Raw genomic sequence first — 18,194 nt, 5'->3', positions numbered from 1 at the left:
GTTCTCCTCAGAGGTGACCTTCAACCTGTGGGTTGAGGGTCAACAATTCAACGTTTGCTTGCAACTGCTGTAAGGTGGCAGGATCTGGGAGGTTCGCTCCGACCTGCTGGATGCTGCCTGCCGAAAAGGACGTGGCAAGCCTTGCTGTGCTTTCCAGATCCAGACCTCTGGACAGGGCGGTGACCAGTCCGGCCACCATGGCATCCCCGGCCCCGACGGTGCTTTTGACATTCACTCTGGGGGGAATGGCCTGCACCGCTTGACCTGCGCTCAGGAAAAGGGCTCCCTGTTCGCCCATCGAGACCACCAGCGTTTCAAAACCCCGCCAGTGCTGCACAGCTTCCAGAGCGTCCTGTGCATTGTGCAGGTCTTTCCCGGTCAGCACCGAAAGCTCGTGGAGGTTGGGTTTGACTCCATCAGGCAGGGCTTTGATGCCTTCCATCAGGGGACTGTTGCTGGTGTCCAGCACCACTTTCTTCCCGAGCTTTTTCAGCTCCAAGGTCAGGTGGAAATAGAAATCCTCGGGGATGCCGGGGGGCAAACTTCCAGCCAACACGAACAGGTCGTGCTCCTCTGCGAGGTCCAGAATCCTGTGCTGGATTTTCAGCAGGTCTTTTTCAGACACCTGAATGCCCGGCAGGTTGATGTCGGTGGTCTGGTTGCGGGTTTCATCCACGATTTTGAGGCCCAGACGGGTTCCGCCCGGGATCCGCACAAATTGGTCCTGAATGCCTTTGCGGGCAAAAAGCCGCTCGAAAGCTTCAGGGTTTTCATCCCCGAGCAGACCGGTGGCGGTCACCTGAAGGCCCGCATCGGCCAGAATGGAAGCCACATTGACCCCTTTGCCTGCTGCGTGCATTTGCAGGTCGTGGCCTGCATTGACCAGCCCAAGTTGCAGGTGGTCTGCCCGCACGGTCAGGTCGATGGCCGGGTTCAGGGTGACGGTCACCACTTTCACAACAGACCCCTGACTTCTCTGGCGGTGCTGCATCTCAGGGCTTTTTGGGCCAGACGCTCCAGATCGGCATGGCTGCGTTCGCGGAGGGTGGCTTTGATGGTGGGGACAGCAGGTGCAGCCACACTCAGTTCATTCACCCCGAGGCCCGTGAGCACCAGAGCCCCTTCCACATCTCCGGCGATTCCTCCGCACACGCCGACCCAGCGCTGGTGTTTGCGGGCAGCTTTGACGGTGTGGTCGATCATGCGCAGCACAGCAGGGTGCAAACCATCTGCCTGAGGGGCCAGTTGGGGGTGCAGGCGGTCCATGGCGAGGGTGTACTGGGTCAGGTCGTTGGTGCCAATCGAGAAGAAATCCACCACTTCGGCGAATTCTTCGGCAAGCATCACGGCACTGGGGACCTCGATCATGATGCCAAGGTCCACCCTGGCGGCACCGAGTTCAGAGCGCACCCCTTCCGCGTAATCGCGGGCTTTCAGGAAGTCCTCAAGGGTGGAGACCATTGGAAACATGATTTTGAGGGGTCCGTGCTGTGAGGCGCGGTAAATGGCCCTCAACTGGGGCAAAAACAGGTCGGGCCTCTGGAAGCAAAGCCGGATGCCACGCATGCCCAGAAAAGAATTGTCTTCTTTTTCCAGCCCGAGGTAGGCCACTTCCTTGTCTCCACCGATGTCCAGCGTGCGGATGATCAGGGGTTTGCCGTTCAGGGCCTCCACCATCTGGCGGTAGGCCTGATACTGTTCTTCTTCGGAGGGGGCATGGTCGCTTTCCAGAAACAGGAATTCGGTCCGCATGAGGCCCACCCCTTCGGCTCCCCCTTCCAGAGCGGCAGGCACGTCTGAGGCACGGTTTACGTTGGCGGCCACTTCGATGTTCACCCCATCGGTGGTGGTGGCAGGCTGGTGCCGGGCGGCTCTGGCGGTTTCCAGTTCTTCCTGCCAACCTTTCAAAGCGGTTTCTGCGGCTTCAAGGTCTGCTTCCGGGGGCTCGATGTAGAGTTTTCCAGAGAAGCCGTCCAGAATGCTGGCTTTGCCTGCTGGGATGCTCAAGACTTCTCTGCCTGCCCCGACCACCGCAGGAATCCCGAGGCTTCGGGCCAGAATTGCAGAGTGCGAAGTGGGTCCCCCCACAGCAGTGCAAAAGCCCAGAATCAGGTCCGGATCGAGCATGGCGGTGTCGCTCGGGGTGAGGTCCTCGGCAATCAGGACCACCGGACGGTCCAGTTTGAAACCCGTCTGAACCTGTTGCCCGAGCAGGTGTCCCAGCACCCGTTCTTTCACGTCGCTGAAATCCACGGCTCTGGCAGCCAGCACCGGATCATCGAGTTTTTTCAGTTGCAAGATGCGCTCGTCCAGCACCTGCTGGAATGCCCACGCAGCCCCGTGCCCTTGCAGCATGGTGCTGACCACCTGCTGAATCAAGGCAGGGTCTTCCAGAAGGGCAGCCTGAGCTTGAAAAATCTCGGCTTTGCCAGACCCGAGGCGGTGACGCACCCCTTCCATGACCTCCAGCAGTTCTTTGCGGGAATGGTCCAGTGCCTCCTGCAGTTTTTCGGTTTCAGCGAGGGGGTCTCCTGCGGTGTCCTGCACGTTCACCTGATGGGTGCGGTGCTGGTACACCTCTCCAATGGCAAGCCCCACCGAAGCGGCCAATCCCTGCACCTGCATGCCACTGCTGGCCTGAAAATGCAATGCAGGATGGGAGGTGCTCTGGTCCTGTGCGGGCAGGGTCAGGTCGTCACCAAGGCCCAGAGGAATCTCTTTTTTGAGGATTTGCAGGACTTTCGCTGCGTCTTTGCCTTGTGCACTGACATGCAACACCGTTCCCCTGCTGGCCCCGAGACCCAGCAGGTCCATCATGCTGCTGGCATCTGCAGTGCGGGTTCCTGCACGGATGCGCACTTCTGCCTCATGGGGGGTGACCAGTTCCACCAGTTTGCGGGCAGGACGGGCATGCATTCCAGTGGGGTTGGGCAGCACCACGTCAAAGCCTTCTGCAAAATCGGGCAAGACCGTTTCTTGGGGCTCGGGACGGCTTCCGGTCAGGAATTCGATGATGTCTTCTTTGCTGGAGGTGGTGTGCAGTTGTTTGATTTTGTTCGCTTCTCCCAGCACACGGGTCAGGCGACGCAGGATTTCCAGGTGCTCATCAGACTGGGAGGCGATTCCGATCAACAGGTGGGCTTTCTCTGGCCCCCACATCACCCCCTCGGGGATTTGCAGCACGGCAAGCCCGGTTTTGTGAACGTGGTGTCGCTGCTGGGGCAAGCCGTGCGGAATGGCGATGCCATGGGCAAGATAGGTGGTGGCGGTTTTTTCCCGTTCCAGCATGCTGCTGGCATACTGTGGGTCGATGTTGCCGTTCTGAACGAGCAGGGCAGCCACTTGCTGGATGGCGTCGGTCTGGTCGGTGGCTGTGGCCGCCAGTTGGACGTGTTCGGGTTTCAGTTGAAGCATGGGAACCTCGGGGCAGAGAGGGGACTTTTTCGAAATTGTTCGATTTTGTTTGATTATAGGTCCGAATCTGTGCACTTTGCAAGATGGATGCACAAAAGCGCACCTCTATTTCTCCCCGAGTTTTGCAACAAATCCATGTTTTCACACAAGGTTCCTCTACGACTGTGGGCTTTCACCCCAGCAAAACCACAAATCCGCACATTTCAGCCCAATTTTTGATACAAAGGAAACATGACCCTCCCGCTTGCCGAAGACCGCCTCAACCTCATCCTCAAGTTGCTGGTCGACAAAGGCTCGTGTCGCACCAGCGAACTGGCCCGCCAGTTCGGCACCAGCGAAATGACCATCCGGCGGGATCTGGATGTCCTCGCCTCCAGAGGGCTCATCAAAAAAGTGCACGGAGGGGCCACCCTCAACAGCGTGGACATGCAGTTTCAGGAACGCCAGCAGCTTTCCAGAGGCCCCAAAGAGCGCATCGGCCTGAAAGCCCGAGAACTGATCCAGCCCGGTCAGACCATCTACATCGATGCAGGCACCACCGCCATTCAACTGGCTCTGGCCCTCAAAGCGGACCCCCAACTGGCCCGCACGGTGTATGTGGTGACCCATGCCATCAACATCGCTTACGAGCTGCACAGCGAATGCAAACTGTACCTGATCGGCGGCGAAGCCTATCAGGGCACCTTCAGTCTGGTCGGTCCTGACGCCATCCAGATGATTCAGAAATACAACTATGACGTGTTTTTTGTGGGGGCTTGCGGCATCCACGAGCGCAGTGGCCTGACCAACACCAACCTGATTGAAGCCCAGCTCAAAACCGAAATCATGAAGCGCAGCAACCAGAAGGTGCTGATTGCTGACCAGAGCAAATGGGGGAACCTCGGGTTTGCCACTTTCGCACCCATTGATGCAGTGGACCTCTGGATCACTGACCATGTGCCTGACGATGCCCGTGCAGTCATGCAAAACCGTCAGGTGCAAGTGATTGAGGCCCCCTGAAGAAAATTGCACAAAACCGCACATTCTCACAGGCTGTTTCTGGACCACAACCGATTCAAAAGCTGCAAACCTTCATCTTGTTCATCAAAGGCAGATGGGGTTTGAAAGGCTTGTCAAAACCAAAATGTAAAAGTAATGTAATTGAGCCATCAAAAATGTGCACAAAATCCATTTGAAGGAACGTTTGTATGCCCAAAATTGCCCATCTGCTGCCGCTTGCCCTCCTGATGCTCTCTGGTGCCCAGGCCCTTGAATTGCCCAACACCAACTGCTCCACCGACAAATCCAACATGCGCTGCAAATGGTTCAGCTCCTCACAGGACGCTGGCAGCATTGGAGAAGGTCCCACTTTTGCACAGGGAGGCCTTGACCGCGTCACCAGTGGGTTCATTGAACCCAAAACCAACACCCTGTATGTCTCTGTGGAACTGGGTGGCCAGATGGACAGATTCGGAGCCATCCTTGCCGTGGACCTCAAAACCGGCAACCGCACCCTGATTTCGGGCATGTTTTCCGACGGTGAGAAAAAAGGCAAATCCATCAAATACACCACCTCTGGCGGAACCGAAACCGAAGCCTACCACCTCGGGTTCGTGCGCAACATTCGCCCTTTGCCCAACGGCAACATTGCCGCATGGGTGCCCGGCTTTGGTGGAAGGGCAGAACTTCAAGAAGTGAACGTGCAAACCGGAGACCGCACCCTGCTCTGGGCTTCCAGAGGGGCCGATGACACCCACAAAGGCGGCCTGCGCGACATTGAAGGGGGTCCAGAAGGTCCACTGTCCCGCACCACCTGCCCCAGTTTGAACCCCAAAGAAGGCATTCGGGTCAATCCGAGCCTGAGCTTTGAAACCGATGGAAAAGGCAATTTTTATGTGCTGGCAGACAACAACCCTGCTGGCACCGGACTGGGACTGTTGAAAATCGTACCCCATCAGGGATGCAGTTGGGTCAGTGGTTACTTCAGCGATGGGACCAGTGTCAAAGGAGATGGCCCCATGATTCTGGCCCAGAATCCCATCATGCTGGAAACCGCTTACGCCAATGGCAAGATGTACGGGGTGACAGGACCCAACCCAGACGGCAATGCACTGTTCTCTTACGATCCCGTGACAGGAGACCGCAGCATCCTCTCGTTGAAAGCCAGAGTCAAAGCCCGCAACAAAGGCAGCGGCGACGCTGAAGTGGGGTACCTGGGCGGTTTTGCCCTCGGGAAAACCGGATTTCTGACCGTTGGACAGGGACCAGCCAACGATTGGCGTTACTTCATCCCCACCTTTGTGGATGCTGCCACCGGAAACCGCACTTTGCTGGAAGCCGCCAGCGGTCCCCTGAAATCCAACATCCGCGATTCAGACCAGCAGGTGCTTGCCAGCATTCCAGACACCAACCAATTCGTGATTTACATGTCTGGGGCTTTGTATGTCTTTGATGCAGACACCCGAAACAGCTACACCTTGAGTTTCTGAGCCACATGTGAATGTTGAGTGTGACAGCATTCACATCCATATTTGGATGTTTGGCATTCCAGCAAGATCTTTTCAAGGAAGGTGTGTCTTCCACAAAAATGCAAACCCGGGTTGCAATCCCACAGACACAACTCCAAATGGGATCTGTTTCATGCAGGCTCTGTCACCTGCAAGAAAGCTTCCAAACGTTCTCTGGGTGTGGCATGGGCCACCCGATACAGGGACAACCACTGGGGCAAATGCAATCCACCAATCACTTTGTAAAGCATCTGGGCGTATTTTTCCTGCAAGTGCTGCTGTTCAAGGTGTTGAAGCATCAAAAGAGGCAGGGGATCTTGCAACAAAAAATTGGGTTTGCCCAGCAACGTCTCGCCTTTAAACCATGCCACATCCTGCCAGCGTGAACCATGCTCCCAGAGGTGGGGCTTGAGTTGCAAACCCAGACGTTCACAACACAAACGGTTGATTTCATGGTCATCCAGTTCACGGTAATTCACCTGAATAACATACGCACCCACCCACAAAAAGTCTCTTTATTTTCTTCACACTTGACCCCAGTGAGGATCAAATGCCAGAGGTTTCCAACAAGACTGCACATCACCACACCTCAACCATTCAATCAACAAAACAACGCAGCATTCCATCATCTGTTTTGCCTGCATTGCATCTTCAGAGATGCAGCACAACTCAATGTAAGGTGCAATGCTTTTGAAGAACAGCCTTTGCTGACCTGGGGTGGATTTCACAGCATCCTTGCCTTCCAGAGACTTTAGAATGTGAACGATGTTTTCATTTGACATGGCTTCGTTGATGGCATTTTTTTGGAGTGATTCAGGGCAGGTGATGGAATGCCGCTCTCCCCTGCACCCTCAACCCTGAATCAGGTGCAGCATCTGGCCTTCGGTCTGGCTTTGCTGGTGGCCTTCCTTGGACTTCTGGTGTTTTGTGGATGGGTTTTTGATGTGCCCTTGCTGCGCAGCCCCGGTCCATTCCCCACCCCCATGGGTCCTGTGGCCTCTCTGGGATTCTTCCTGAGTGGAACGGCACTCGCATTGCTGAACACAAGATGGGGTCCACAGGTTCGGCAGACCATCGCATGGTTGTTGACTGCACTGGGAAGCGGCATCGTTCTGGCCCACCTCTCAGGTCAACCGCAGGTCATCCAGTGGGTGCAGCGCACCCTCGCTCCCGCAGCAGAAGGGTTGTCGCCCATTCCCATTGTCACAGGCATCAACTGGTTGATGGTGGGGCTCACTTTTCATGTGTGGCACCATCCGGCAGCCCCCCACAAATGGATCGGCGAAAGAACCCTGTTTGTGGTGTTTTCGGTGGCCTTGCTCTCCTTGCTGGGCTACCTGTTCGGGTTGCAAGAATTCAACCTGTTTGGCACCTCCATTCGCATGGCCTTCAACACCAGTTTGCTGTTCATGTTGCTCAGCACAGCGTTTTTGTGTTCCAAACCCCAGAGCTCTCTGGTGTGGTTGCTGCTGAAGCCTTCTTCGGGTGGAAAAACCCTGCGGTTGCTGCTTCCTGCGGCCATCCTGACACCCATTCTGCTGTCTTGGATGCGGTTTGAAGGCATCCAACACCAGTGGCTCACCCCAGAGTTGGGGGCCACACTGGTGACCGTGGGCAACGTGCTGGTTTTCATGTTTCTGGTGCGGTCCCTGTCCTGGACCCTTGACCACTCCGACACCCAGCAGGCCCAGACCGCCAACCAATTGCGAAACAGCGAAGAAAAATACCGTGCGATCAACCAGACGGCAGCAGATGCCATTTTGATTCTGGACAGGCAAGGCCAACTGATCGAATGGAACCCTCTGGCCGCACAGCTTTTCGGGCATCCGCTGAACCCACAAGGCCAACTGGGCCTCCAGAATTTGCTGGTGTCCCCTCCTGCACTGGACCCTGACCTGACCGGGATCACCTCCCGGGAAAGCGAAGGCATCTGTCAGGACGGAACCCGGTTTCCTCTGGAGTATTCTCTGGCACGCTGGTCTGTTCCTGATGGCACGTTTTTCACGGTGATTGCCCGAGACATCACCGAGCGCAAAAAGGCCGAAGAAGACCTGAAACGGCTGAATGAAAGCCTCGATCAACGGGCCAGAGACCTCAATCAGGATCTGGTGCGCAAAACCGAACAGCTGGAATTCACCAACAAGGAGCTGGAAGCTTTTGCTTTCAGCATCTCACACGATCTGCGAACCCCTTTGCGCAGCATCAACGGCTTCAGTCAGGCTTTGCTGGAAGATTACCACGACAAACTGGATCAGGAAGGCCAGTCGTATCTGGACCGGATTCGCAAGGCCAGTGACCGCATGGGGCACCTGATTGATGACATCCTGCACCTGTCGCGGATCACCCGCAGCGAGATGCGCCATGTGCCTGTCAGCCTTTCCAGACTTGGAGAGGACATCATCGAAGAGTTGCAAACCATTCAGCCAGACCGCAAAGTGGAGGTCACCATTGAAGACCAGATGACGGTGGTGGGAGACCCTTCCTTGCTGCGGATGGTGGTGCAGAACCTGCTCGGGAATGCTTGGAAGTTCACAGCCAAAACCCCGAATGCAAAAATTCACTTTGGGCAGCGCGACTTGGAGGGCAGGACGGTTTTCTTCGTCTCGGACAACGGAGCTGGATTCAACATGGAAAATGCAAACAAACTGTTCGGGGTGTTCCAGAGGTTGCACCGCACTTCGGAGTTTGAAGGAAACGGGGTGGGTCTGGCCAGTGTGCAACGCATTTTGCACCGTCACGGTGGGCACATCACCGCTGTGGGCAAGGTCGGTGAGGGGGCCACGTTCACATTCACGGTGGGGAATGCCTGATCTTGATGGGTCCATGGGGCATGTCTACCACCCCTCATGCCCCTCGGGCTCAAAGCAGAAGGTGAAAGGGTGCTTTTGAAAGTCTCAGACACCTGAATTGGCATCAAAGCCGAAGACCTGCCCAAGGTGTTTGAACGGTACTTCTGCTCTGGCTGTTCCTTGCTGGGGGAAGAGCCGGGCGGCACCGGGCTTCCAATTGCGAAGTGGATTGTGGAAGGACATGGTGGGGAGATCCGCCTGCAAAGTGAACTCGGGGTGGAGACAGAAGTGGTGGATGGGGACGGAAGTTCTGCCAGAGTTGGGTTTCTGCAAGGGTGGGCCTGATACCATCAATGCATGAATGCCCGTCGCACGCTTGCGTTCCTGCTCCGACAGGAAAGCAAAACCAACACCTACAAATTTGCGCTGGTGCGTGCACTCAACGATCTGGCCCTCGGATATTGCGCCTTGCGTGTCCCAGAGCCTTACATTGCCATCCCATTGCGCAAAATTGCTGAGCTCTGGCTGTCTTACTACTGGGCGTTTTGTGATCCACAAAATCCTGTTTTGCAGGGTCCGGTCACTGTGCGTGATGGGGTGGTCCGTCAGGACATTTCATTTCGCAAATCCTTGACCGACCTGAGGGCCAGAGTGGAATCGGCAGGTCTGCTGGGCTCCGATCCCTCTGGTGGGCATCTGGTGCACCAGATGGTCCAGTTTGACCCTCAACACAGTGCTGTGGGACTCGGGATGCTCTACCAGAGGGCCATCAAGGACATCATGGTGGCGGTGCGCAAACCCATCGAGTTCTCAGGGGCAGGAAAATCCCACGCTCTGTTTTTAAAACCGGCCAGACTTCAGGAATTGACGCAAGTCACGCCCTTTCCAGAGAGCCACCCTCTGGAGGTGTGTGTTCCGGTGCCTGCCGAAATCTGGAGTGAGCTGCAAGAGAATTCTGTGTTGATCGGGGCACTGACCTTGCAGGAGTGGGCCAAATTTGTGGGAGACCTGAGATCCGAGCCTTCCAGCACTGGAGATGCTTTCAACCTGCTGACCCTCACCCCCACCGAGCGAACCAGCCTGTCTTATGAACGCAATCAACTCCGGGTGCTGATGCTTGAAGGGATGCTCACCCGTTGTCCATGGTCCAGAAAACCCCTCAAACCCGATGATTTTGATGTGGACCACCTGATTCCCGTCTCGATTTTGCCCATCAACGAATGGTGGAATTTGCTGCCTGCCGATCCGCAATTCAACCGCCATGTCAAACGGGCGCGCATGGTGGATGCAGAAGATCGGGCTCTGGTGGAGTCCCGTTTGCGTCACCTGTTTCATGCTTATCGGGAGGTGGACAGTCTGGGAGGTCAGGTCCAAAGGGACGCCCTGAAACGCTTCGGTCTGTCTGCGTGGGATTCGGACCGTCTGGCTTCCGAAGTCACCCACATGAGTTTGCAGGTGGCAGATTTCAGGCAAGCCGAGCGTTTCAGGGTGATGGTTTAAAAAACCGGGTTTTCCAGCACTTCCCTCTTCAGGTCCTGCACAAAAAGGTCCACCTCCTTTACCGAAGTGGTGCGTCCCAGAGAAATCCGCAAGGCCCGGTAAGCCTCTGGAACAGAGCACCCCAGAGCCTGAATCACATATGAGGGTTCCAGTGCACCCGTCCGGCAAGCCGAACCGTTGCTGAGGGCGTAGCTTTGCAGGTGGGCCATCAGGATTTCGCTGTCCTGTGGCAAACGCATGTTCACCACACCGGGCAGGATGTGCTCTGGATCTCCATGAAAATGGAGGTCAGGAATGTCAGACAGACCATCCAGCAACCGTGCACGCAGGGTCAGCAGGTGTTGCTGAATGGCCCTCCCCTCTTCGCGCATGATTCGGGCAGCCATGCCCAGACCCACCACACCGGGCACGTTGGTGGTTCCAGCACGCAAATTCCATTCCTGACCTCCGCCGTAAATCAGCGGTTCCAGAGGAATGCCAGAGGCCCCTCCGCGCACAAAAAGTGCCCCCACCCCTTTGGGACCGTACAGTTTGTGTCCACTGAGCGACAGCAAATCCACATCCCAGTCAATCACATCCAAGGGAAGTTGTCCGATGTACTGCGTGGCATCGGTGTGCATGTAAGCTCCCACCTGATGGGCCATCTCAGTGATGCTGGGAATGTCCTGCAAGGTCCCAATTTCGTTGTTGGCTGCTTGCACGCTGACCATCAACACTTCGTCGTTCAGGTGGGAGGTCAGGACCTCCAGATCCAACCGTCCAGTGGGAGTGACTGGCAAAACCACCAGTTCAAAGCCTGCTCTGGCCAGAGGGTCTTTCAGGTTCAAAATGGCTTTGTGCTCGATGGCTGTGGTGAGGATTTTTCGGCGTTTTCCTGCGTGCTTTCGGGCCACCCCCAGGAGGGCCAGATTGTTGCTCTCGCTGGCTCCACTGGTGAAGATGATTTCGCTGGAAAATGCACCCAGCAGCTCTGCCACCTGTTCTCTGGCCTGCTCGACAGCATTTTTGGCTTGCCTGCCCGGAAGGTGCAGGGTGCTGGCAGGATTCGCAAAATGATTCGTAAAAAAGGGCAGCATGGCCTGCACCACCCGTTCATCGCAGGGGGTGGAGGCACTGAAATCCAGATAACTGGTCATGCTTCACCCCTCATGCGGTTCAGGAAAGCTTCCAGTTCCTCTGAAGACATCAATGGGGCCTGCAAGCGGGTGACTTTGCCCGAGGCTTCCAGATACAGCATGTCTCCGTGCCCCACCAGATTTTCTGCACCGGGCTGGTCCAGAATCACTCTGGAGTCAATGCTGGTGGTGACTTTCAGGGCAACGCGCGTGGGCAGGTTGGCCTTCAGCACGCCAGTCACCACATCCGTGCTGGGCCTCTGGGTGGCGAGAATCAGGTGCAACCCGAGTGCGCGCCCCACCTGTGCAAGGCTCATCAGGTCCTGCTCGAAGGCTTTGCGCTCCTTATCGGGAATGACCGTCAGGAGTTGGGCGTACTCGTCGATCACGGCAACCACCATCGGGAGGGCCTGCTCGGGGAACCTGCGGTTGTACTCTTGAATGTTGAACACCCGTGCCTGTCCGATGATGTCCTGCCGACGGGGCATCTCCTCGTGAATCAGGGCCAACAGGCGTTCTTGCGCTTCTCTGGCGTCCAACAGCACCCGGTTTCCATTCATCAGGTGGGGCAATCCGCCGAACATTGCAAAATCGGTGCGTTTGGGGTCCACGATCATCAATTGCAACTGCTCTGGAGTGTGTTTGGCGGTCAGGCACACCAGCAGGTTTCGCAAAAACACCGATTTCCCAGAGCCGGTCACCCCGGCCACCAGCAAATGCGGAAAGGTGGCAAGGTCTGCTGTGACCATGGTTCCATCGGGTTTCTGCCCGAGCACCACCGGAAGGGTGCCGGGACCTCCTGCGGAAAGGTTTTCCAGGTGGGGCAAAAAGGGAATGGTTTCTTTTTCTGCTCTGGGAATGTCAATCCCGATGAAGTGCGTGGAAGGCACATTGTCGATGAACGGCACCGAAGGCAGGGCCATTTCCCGCTGCAAGTTCACAGCCTGCTTCTGCAATTTGGCGAGGTCTTCTCCGGGCCGCAAACGCACCTTGAAGCGCACAATGGCGGCCCCCACATCGGCTTCTTTCGGGTTCACCGGAAACACCCCGAGGTTGTAGTCCCTGAGCAGGCGTTGAAGCTTGCGGGCCTGCTCTTCCAGCCAGACCTGCAAACGCTCCTGTGCAGGATTTGCAGGTTCCTGAGCCTCATCAAGGGTCATGGGCAAAGATTCTGGTGGAGGCATCACCATCACCGCGCTTTCGGTGGCTTTGAAGGGCACCGAGGAGACAGAAACCGCTTCATGTGTCATCAGAATGGGCAGGTTTTCATGCTCAGATGCCCACACGGGTTCAGGTGGGGACTGCTCTGGTTCTGGTGCTTTTTCCAGTTGTTCCCAGAGGTCGTCGGCAATCTCGATGTGCCGGGTGCTGGCCATTTCACGCAGGGCTTCCCGCAAGGCAGTGCGACTGTAGTGACGGGCGGTGAACTTCACCCCGAGTTGGCTGGCAAGCAGCGGTTCAAAGTCCTGTTTGAGGGTTTTGGATTCGGCGAGTTTCAGGTTTCCCTGCCCGTTGTGGCAGAAAATCCAAGTCTGGCCCTGCACCTCCAGCTCAAAACGTCCAGCCCGCAAGGCTTCGCGAAAAGCTTCCCAGAGAGAAAGTTCCCGTCCGGTGATTTCCATGTTTCCAGCCAGTGCTTGATAAAGCTGGTTGTACCAGTACGCATGGTCCAGATGCACTTTGTGGGGTTTGAAGATCTGCAAGATGCGTTCGGTGCCACGGGTGACCTGCACTTCGGCGTCGCGGGCTTCACGGTCAAAATGGTCGGTGCTGACGCACTTGGTTTCCACCACCCGCATGCACAGTTTCACCTGCCCGGTGGCTGTGTGGTGAAGGCGCACATGCAGCAAGTCGGGCATCTTGTCCCTGAACCAGTGCCGGAAATCATCGAGGTACAGCCAGGTCTGCATCTGGACCTGCTCTGGCAAACCGGACAGCTCCTGCTCGATGCGGAAACGGGCGGTCACCAGTCCGATGATCTCGTTCAGGTAGGCTCCGGGACCCGCAGCCCGCAAAACGATGTCCCCAGAGACATCCCGCGCATGGTCCACCATTGCCGCAGCAAGCTGGGTGAGGATGTGTGCTTGAAAACCGGGCAGCAACTGGTGCCCGAGGTTGCTTCCCAGTCTGCGCACCACCACTTCCCGAACCTGCCGTGAGGAGGACACGGTCATTTTGTGCTGTTTCAATGGACCGAGCCCCAGAGAGTAGCGGATCACCTGAACCGCCTCGGGGAAATTCTGTTCCAGCAGATAACGGTCCACGGTGGTGTCGTAACACACCACCCAGTTGAAGTGTTCGTGGAGTTGCCTCAGTTCACGGTCCCAGTTTTCAAGGGTGATGCGCAACTGAAAGTCGAGGCCCTCCCCCTGAATTTTGCGTCCACGGTGGTGCACAAGGGCCTGCATGCGGTAAAAATCCAGCAGCAGACCGGTTTTCCATCGGGAGGTGAGGTCCACCACCCGGTCCAATTCCTGCCGGTTCACCGGCAACGGTTGGCTGGCAAACTGGGGAACATACCCAGAGAGGGGAAGCAATTCTGTCGGATCGTCACTGGTGTCCTCTACCCTCTGGCCTTTCTCTGAGAGCACATCGGCAAGGATCGCCAGATCGGTTTCTTTGAGACCTTGCAGCACTTCCAGCAGCGGTCCCTGCACCACCCTCAGGTTCACTGCCGGGAAATAACTTCCAGCCAGAGGCAGGGTCTGTTCCTCGTGCTGAACGGTCCATTCGTTCACCTGCTGGTGCAGGGCCACCCCATTGTCGAGGGTGTGCACGGTGAGGTTGAATTTCAGGTTCCATCCCCGTTTGGCAGAAAGTTTGAGCAGTTCATCGGCCAATACACCCGGAAGGGCAGCGTTGCTGCACTGCAAAAGGTAAACCTCCACCCCATCCCGTACGAAAGGGTAGGTTTCAAGGTAATCTTCGATCACCTTGATCAGGGAACGGGTGGCCATCTGGGCATCTGCTCGGGTGTCGGTTCGGCGTGATCCCTGAAGTCCCTGCAACGGCGCATACAGGCTGTACCCCATGTGTTCCTGCATGGACACCAAATATTCCGAATGGACCGATCCTTCTTGCTGGTGTGCCAAAACCGCAGGCAAACTGGCCGAAGCATACAGCCGGTCCAGATCTTCCCGCATGGCCTTGAAATCCACGGCTTCCACGGCTTTCTGGGGATCCAGCAGTTTCCAGATCAGAGCATGCAGTTGGTGGTTGCGCTCAATCCACCAGTGGAGTTTGAGGGGATGCAAAAACGGCATCACCCACTGACCGCTGCGGTCTTCGATCTGCACCATCCATGCCCGGTTGATGAGCGGAAACGCCAGCCGGGACGCCAGCGTGTGCCGGGACAGGTGTAGGTGACAGAGGCCCAGCAAGGTTTCGTAAGCCTCCAGCAGGCGGTACACGTTGACCCGTTGCAACCCGTTTTGCAGGGTCAGGCCCACAAAAGCCTTCCACTGGTCGAGCAGGTGGAGCATGGCCTCCTGAAGGTCCAGAGCCCCTGCATTGTGCAGGCCATACTGCCGACCCAGCACCTCCTGCACAAAAGGCACATCGATGGACTTTGCACTGGAAGCGTAATTCCCGAGGCTTCTGAGGGGTTGCTCCAGATCGATGCCCTGCCCTCCCGTGGTGCCGGGAATGCCGTAGGTCGGAATGCACATCTGCTGGTGCTCAATGGTGTGCAAAAGCTGCTGGTGGATGGTGGCGTTCACATCTTCAGGCTCGTACACCCACACCAGATCCATGGTCTGGCCTCGGGCCTCCACTTTGAACAGCAATTCAGAGCGAGGAGGTTCAGGGTCTTTGGGGTCCATTTCCTCATTCCACTCCGGGGTGATCTCCCAGAGCTTTTTCAGGTCCCATTCGATCATGGGGAAGGCCTCTGCAATGTGACCGTACAGGGCACGGAAAGTCTGTAAAGCCCGGGCAGAAGGTTCTTTTTTGCCTTTCTCTGGCTTGAAGGCAATTTTGAGGACGGGGTTCTGTTCGTCTGAGCGGTCTGTGGGGTCGAGGAGGTCCATGGCGCAACGGGTCACCTCGATGGGAAAATCTTTGCCTTCCCGTTTGCGGCTGCCCCGTTCCTTGCGCAGGGCTTGCAAGATTTTTTTGTCCAGCACGTCTGCCAGATCATCCAGCACCTGTTCGATGTCTTCCACCTGCGGGGCTTTGCCTTCCTGCAAATCCTGCAACAGGTTTCTGAGGGCGTCGCTCTGGTTTTCCAGACGGACATCCCGTTCTTTCAGGGCCAGCTCGATGTCTGAAGCGAGGTTTTGCCGAACATCTTTCTTGTTGATCTTGGCCCGTTTGGACAGGGCAAACTGCACCTCATCCCAGTCCAGTTGCAAGGCAGACAGCAACTCGGGGCCATGAAGGGGCTCGGCCAGAAAACGCCGGAGGGTGGTGGCTTTTTGCTCGGGATTGAGGCCACCAGAGGCGCTCTCGTCTTCAAAATGGAACTGGTTTTGTTCGATCAGTTCCAGATGGCTGCGCTGCTTGCTGGGTTCGATGTGCTCAGAGCCCAGAGAAGCCACCTGCAAAATGCTTTTCAGCAGGCGGTCCTGCTTGGCTGTGCCGATCACCTCATGCTGGCTCTCACAGCGGAAAAGGCCCAGAAAAGGCAAGGATCGGGCAATGGCTTTTTGCAAGGTCATGCCACGGTTTTCCAGCAGGGCTTGATGCACCCCGGTCAGGAAACTGGACAGGTCCCGCAACTGCGGTTTACGCAGGGATTCCAGACGCGTCAGGAAGGAAGTCAGCACCGTCATGTCCTCGGGGCTGAGCTGGTGGTCCGTGAAAGCCGCCCCAAAAAGTTGCCTGAGACCTCCATCGGTTTTCCCCGAGGTCAGGGCCGCCTCATCGATGGTGAAGATGTTTTTGAGGCTCTGGGCGTCTGACGTGGGCACGTTCATCACCAGCAACAGCACCTCATCGGGCTGCACATGGTTGCGGTACCACGTTGCTGAGCGGTTTTCCTCCACGGACTGCCCTTCAAAACCGGGCAGTGGGCTGGTGGTCCGGACCTGAATGGGTTTCCCTCCCAGCACAAAACCCATGTTTGAGAGGGCTTGCAGCAGTTCCAGATAGGTGCTGTCATCAAACCCCTCGATTTTGATGAACCCGCGGGATTTGCTCTGTGCGGAAACCACCTGATGTTCAATGGCTTTGACCAGCGCACGGGTGATGGTGTTCATGCCTGCCCTCCCTGCACCATGGCTGTGGCATCCGAATATTCAAAGGCCAGCCCGGCATTTTTCAATTTCTGCAACAAAACCGCCTGATTGTTTTCGTAGTATTCGGCGTTCAGGCGGTGACGCTCGAAGAGGCCAGAGTTTCTGGCCTGCCTCAGGCCCACCACCAGACCGTATTTCTCAAAGAGCAGGTCCAGAAAATCCGTGAACTCCATGCGGTCTGCTGGCCCGAGGTTGGCGTACACGAGGGTTTTGAGCAAGCTGTTTTGCAGGACATAGCGCTGCGGACTGCCCACCAGAGGGGCCACAAAACCGCAGTACTTGGCGAGTTTTCGGTGCACCCCTTCAAAATTCTTGTTGAAGTCGTTCATCAGGAGGGACTCCAGCTTGTCCTGAAAGAGCTTCCTCTGGGCCTCGATGCCCCGGTCACCGGTGAGTTTGCTAAAACGGGATTCCAGATCCATCTGGTGACCGGAAAGTTCTTTCTTGGACACTGGATAGTGGTCGCCCAGATGCTGGATGAACGCCGCAAGGTTGTCCGTCCAGCCGGTCCCTCCGGGAAACAGGGTTTGCAACTCCTGTTCAAAATGGCACTGCACCGCCACCCGGATCTGGCTTTCCTGCTCCCGAAATTGCACCGCCGACGCCCGCCTCAGGCTGCTGTCCCGGCTGTTTTCGAGGAGGTCCACCAGCAGATGGGGCAGGTTTCCTTCTTTGCCAGAGTGAACCCGTGAACGGTGGTAAATGTACTGGGTGATCTGGAAGGCCATCAGGTAAGACAAGAGGGTCAAGAGTTCGGTGGCGTCCAGTTCGGCATGCAGCAGTTGGTTCACATCGCAGGCCATCGAATGAAAGAAAGCCGAATTGGGCTCTGGGATCCAGCCAAGGTAGCCGTTTCCTCGACTGCCTTCTTCGGTGTCCTCCTCTTCCCAGTCTTCTTTGCCTGCAGAAGGATGCCAGAGTCCATCAATGAAATCGGCCAGTTTTCCGATGCTGGGCTGGCTTTCTTTCATCAGGAATTTGAGGCGCGAGGTGATGGAGCAGGCCAAGTTGGGATCTTCGCGGGTGCCTGCAGAGAGCATCAGGTAATACAGCTGTCCTCCACGCACAAAAAAGTTGGCTGCGGTGAATTCCATGCCCCGGTCAAATTCGTGGTCTTCAATTTCAGCGGCTTCATCCGGGTTGAGGTGCTGGCTTTTGGCCTTTTTGCGCAGGGCCTCCCAGAACAGCAAAGACTCGTGGGCCGGAAACAACGCCCGTGCAAACCATGAGCGGTTGCTTTCCACCGCAGTGAACGACTTCAGCAAAGACCTGGCCGATTCCACCGCATCAAATCCGCTGTCTGCTTCGGTGCCCAGAGCATTGAGTTTCACCAGTTCGCTCTGGCGCAGTTTGCCCAGCAAACGTTCCAGCGCATGGTCGTCTCTGGGGTGTCTGGACTTCTCGGTGGCCGAGTAAAACACAAAGCGGCGCAGTCCCAGACGGGTGGCTTTCTTGAAACCGAGGGTTCTGCGGTCCTGCTCTTCATGTTCTCGGATGCCCCGTCCAAGCTGGTAATCAAAACCATAAAGCACATTCAGGAATTCCAGCAGATACTCCATGGGGTCCTGCCCGATGCGAAAACGGTGGCCCCAGATGTAGGCACTCACCGGATACTGTTTTGGGCCGTTTTCGTAATTGCCATACCAATGCATG

The 18,194-nt window shown here is 56.5% G+C and carries 11 protein-coding genes; 5 read left to right on the top strand and 6 right to left on the bottom strand.

Annotation, left to right across the window (positions count from 1 at the left end; genetic code table 11):
• Positions 1-7: 7 nt before the first annotated feature.
• Together pfkB and ptsP are read right to left on the bottom strand one after the other, a co-directional pair.
• Positions 8-958, bottom strand: a complete 951-nt coding sequence (gene pfkB, locus Q371_RS04150) for a 1-phosphofructokinase (RefSeq protein WP_034336592.1) — start codon at positions 956-958, stop codon at positions 8-10.
• Complete coding sequence (ptsP, locus tag Q371_RS04145; protein ID WP_034336453.1) at positions 955-3,414, bottom strand: phosphoenolpyruvate--protein phosphotransferase; 2,460 nt, start codon at positions 3,412-3,414, stop codon at positions 955-957. The genes pfkB and ptsP overlap by 4 nt, the downstream gene beginning before the upstream one ends.
• Positions 3,415-3,645: 231 nt before the next feature.
• Here ptsP and Q371_RS04140 point away from each other — a divergent pair, with 231 nt between their 5' ends.
• Positions 3,646-4,413, top strand: coding sequence for a DeoR/GlpR family DNA-binding transcription regulator (locus tag Q371_RS04140; protein WP_034336449.1), 768 nt, complete (start codon positions 3,646-3,648; stop codon positions 4,411-4,413).
• A 188-nt stretch (positions 4,414-4,601) separates the two neighbouring features.
• Complete coding sequence (locus Q371_RS04135) at positions 4,602-5,882, top strand: hypothetical protein (RefSeq protein ID WP_034336446.1); 1,281 nt, start codon at positions 4,602-4,604, stop codon at positions 5,880-5,882.
• Between the two features lie 149 nt (positions 5,883-6,031).
• On the opposite strand, the gene Q371_RS04130 is transcribed toward Q371_RS04135, so the two are convergent.
• The gene (locus Q371_RS04130) at positions 6,032-6,400 is read right to left on the bottom strand and encodes a hypothetical protein (RefSeq protein WP_157442506.1); all 369 of its coding nucleotides are present in this window, start codon (positions 6,398-6,400) and stop codon (positions 6,032-6,034) included.
• 330 nt (positions 6,401-6,730) lie between these two features.
• Here Q371_RS04130 and Q371_RS25295 point away from each other — a divergent pair, with 330 nt between their 5' ends.
• From Q371_RS25295 to Q371_RS04115, 3 genes are all read left to right on the top strand, one after another.
• Positions 6,731-8,710: a sensor histidine kinase gene (locus tag Q371_RS25295; protein ID WP_051963204.1), complete on the top strand. Its 1,980-nt coding sequence runs from the start codon at positions 6,731-6,733 to the stop codon at positions 8,708-8,710.
• 96 nt (positions 8,711-8,806) lie between these two features.
• Positions 8,807-9,034 carry an ATP-binding protein gene (locus tag Q371_RS26825; protein ID WP_342668498.1) on the top strand — a complete coding sequence of 76 codons (228 nt, stop codon included), beginning with the start codon at positions 8,807-8,809 and terminating at the stop codon, positions 9,032-9,034.
• Between the two features lie 12 nt (positions 9,035-9,046).
• Complete coding sequence (locus Q371_RS04115) at positions 9,047-10,189, top strand: HNH endonuclease (protein ID WP_051963202.1); 1,143 nt, start codon at positions 9,047-9,049, stop codon at positions 10,187-10,189.
• Here Q371_RS04115 and Q371_RS04110 read toward each other — a convergent pair.
• From Q371_RS04110 to Q371_RS04100, 3 genes are read right to left on the bottom strand one after another with little or no spacing between them, the layout of a single operon-like run.
• Positions 10,186-11,325, bottom strand: a complete 1,140-nt coding sequence (locus tag Q371_RS04110) for a cysteine desulfurase family protein (RefSeq protein ID WP_034336437.1) — start codon at positions 11,323-11,325, stop codon at positions 10,186-10,188. The two genes, Q371_RS04115 and Q371_RS04110, sit on opposite strands and share 4 nt — an antisense overlap.
• Positions 11,322-16,502, bottom strand: coding sequence for a DNA translocase FtsK (locus tag Q371_RS04105; RefSeq protein WP_034336435.1), 5,181 nt, complete (start codon positions 16,500-16,502; stop codon positions 11,322-11,324). Before Q371_RS04105 ends, Q371_RS04110 begins: the two co-directional genes overlap by 4 nt.
• Positions 16,499-18,193: a hypothetical protein gene (locus Q371_RS04100; protein ID WP_157442504.1), complete on the bottom strand. Its 1,695-nt coding sequence runs from the start codon at positions 18,191-18,193 to the stop codon at positions 16,499-16,501. The genes Q371_RS04105 and Q371_RS04100 overlap by 4 nt, the downstream gene beginning before the upstream one ends.
• Position 18,194: the final 1 nt, after the last annotated feature.

The organism is Deinococcus misasensis DSM 22328, from assembly GCF_000745915.1.
In the GTDB taxonomy this organism is placed as follows: Bacteria; Deinococcota; Deinococci; order Deinococcales; family Deinococcaceae; genus Deinococcus_C; species Deinococcus_C misasensis.
This window is presented reverse-complemented; position numbering and strand designations above follow the sequence as displayed.

Coding starts and splice junctions, on each gene's coding strand:
- ptsP (WP_034336453.1), bottom strand. CDS start 3,414: ATGCTTCAACTGAAACCCGAACACGTCCAACTGGCGGCCACAGCCACC.
- Q371_RS04140 (WP_034336449.1), top strand. CDS start 3,646: ATGACCCTCCCGCTTGCCGAAGACCGCCTCAACCTCATCCTCAAGTTG.
- Q371_RS04135 (WP_034336446.1), top strand. CDS start 4,602: ATGCCCAAAATTGCCCATCTGCTGCCGCTTGCCCTCCTGATGCTCTCT.
- Q371_RS25295 (WP_051963204.1), top strand. CDS start 6,731: ATGCCGCTCTCCCCTGCACCCTCAACCCTGAATCAGGTGCAGCATCTG.
- Q371_RS04115 (WP_051963202.1), top strand. CDS start 9,047: ATGAATGCCCGTCGCACGCTTGCGTTCCTGCTCCGACAGGAAAGCAAA.
- Q371_RS04110 (WP_034336437.1), bottom strand. CDS start 11,325: ATGACCAGTTATCTGGATTTCAGTGCCTCCACCCCCTGCGATGAACGG.
- Q371_RS04105 (WP_034336435.1), bottom strand. CDS start 16,502: ATGAACACCATCACCCGTGCGCTGGTCAAAGCCATTGAACATCAGGTG.
- Q371_RS04100 (WP_157442504.1), bottom strand. CDS start 18,193: ATGCATTGGTATGGCAATTACGAAAACGGCCCAAAACAGTATCCGGTG.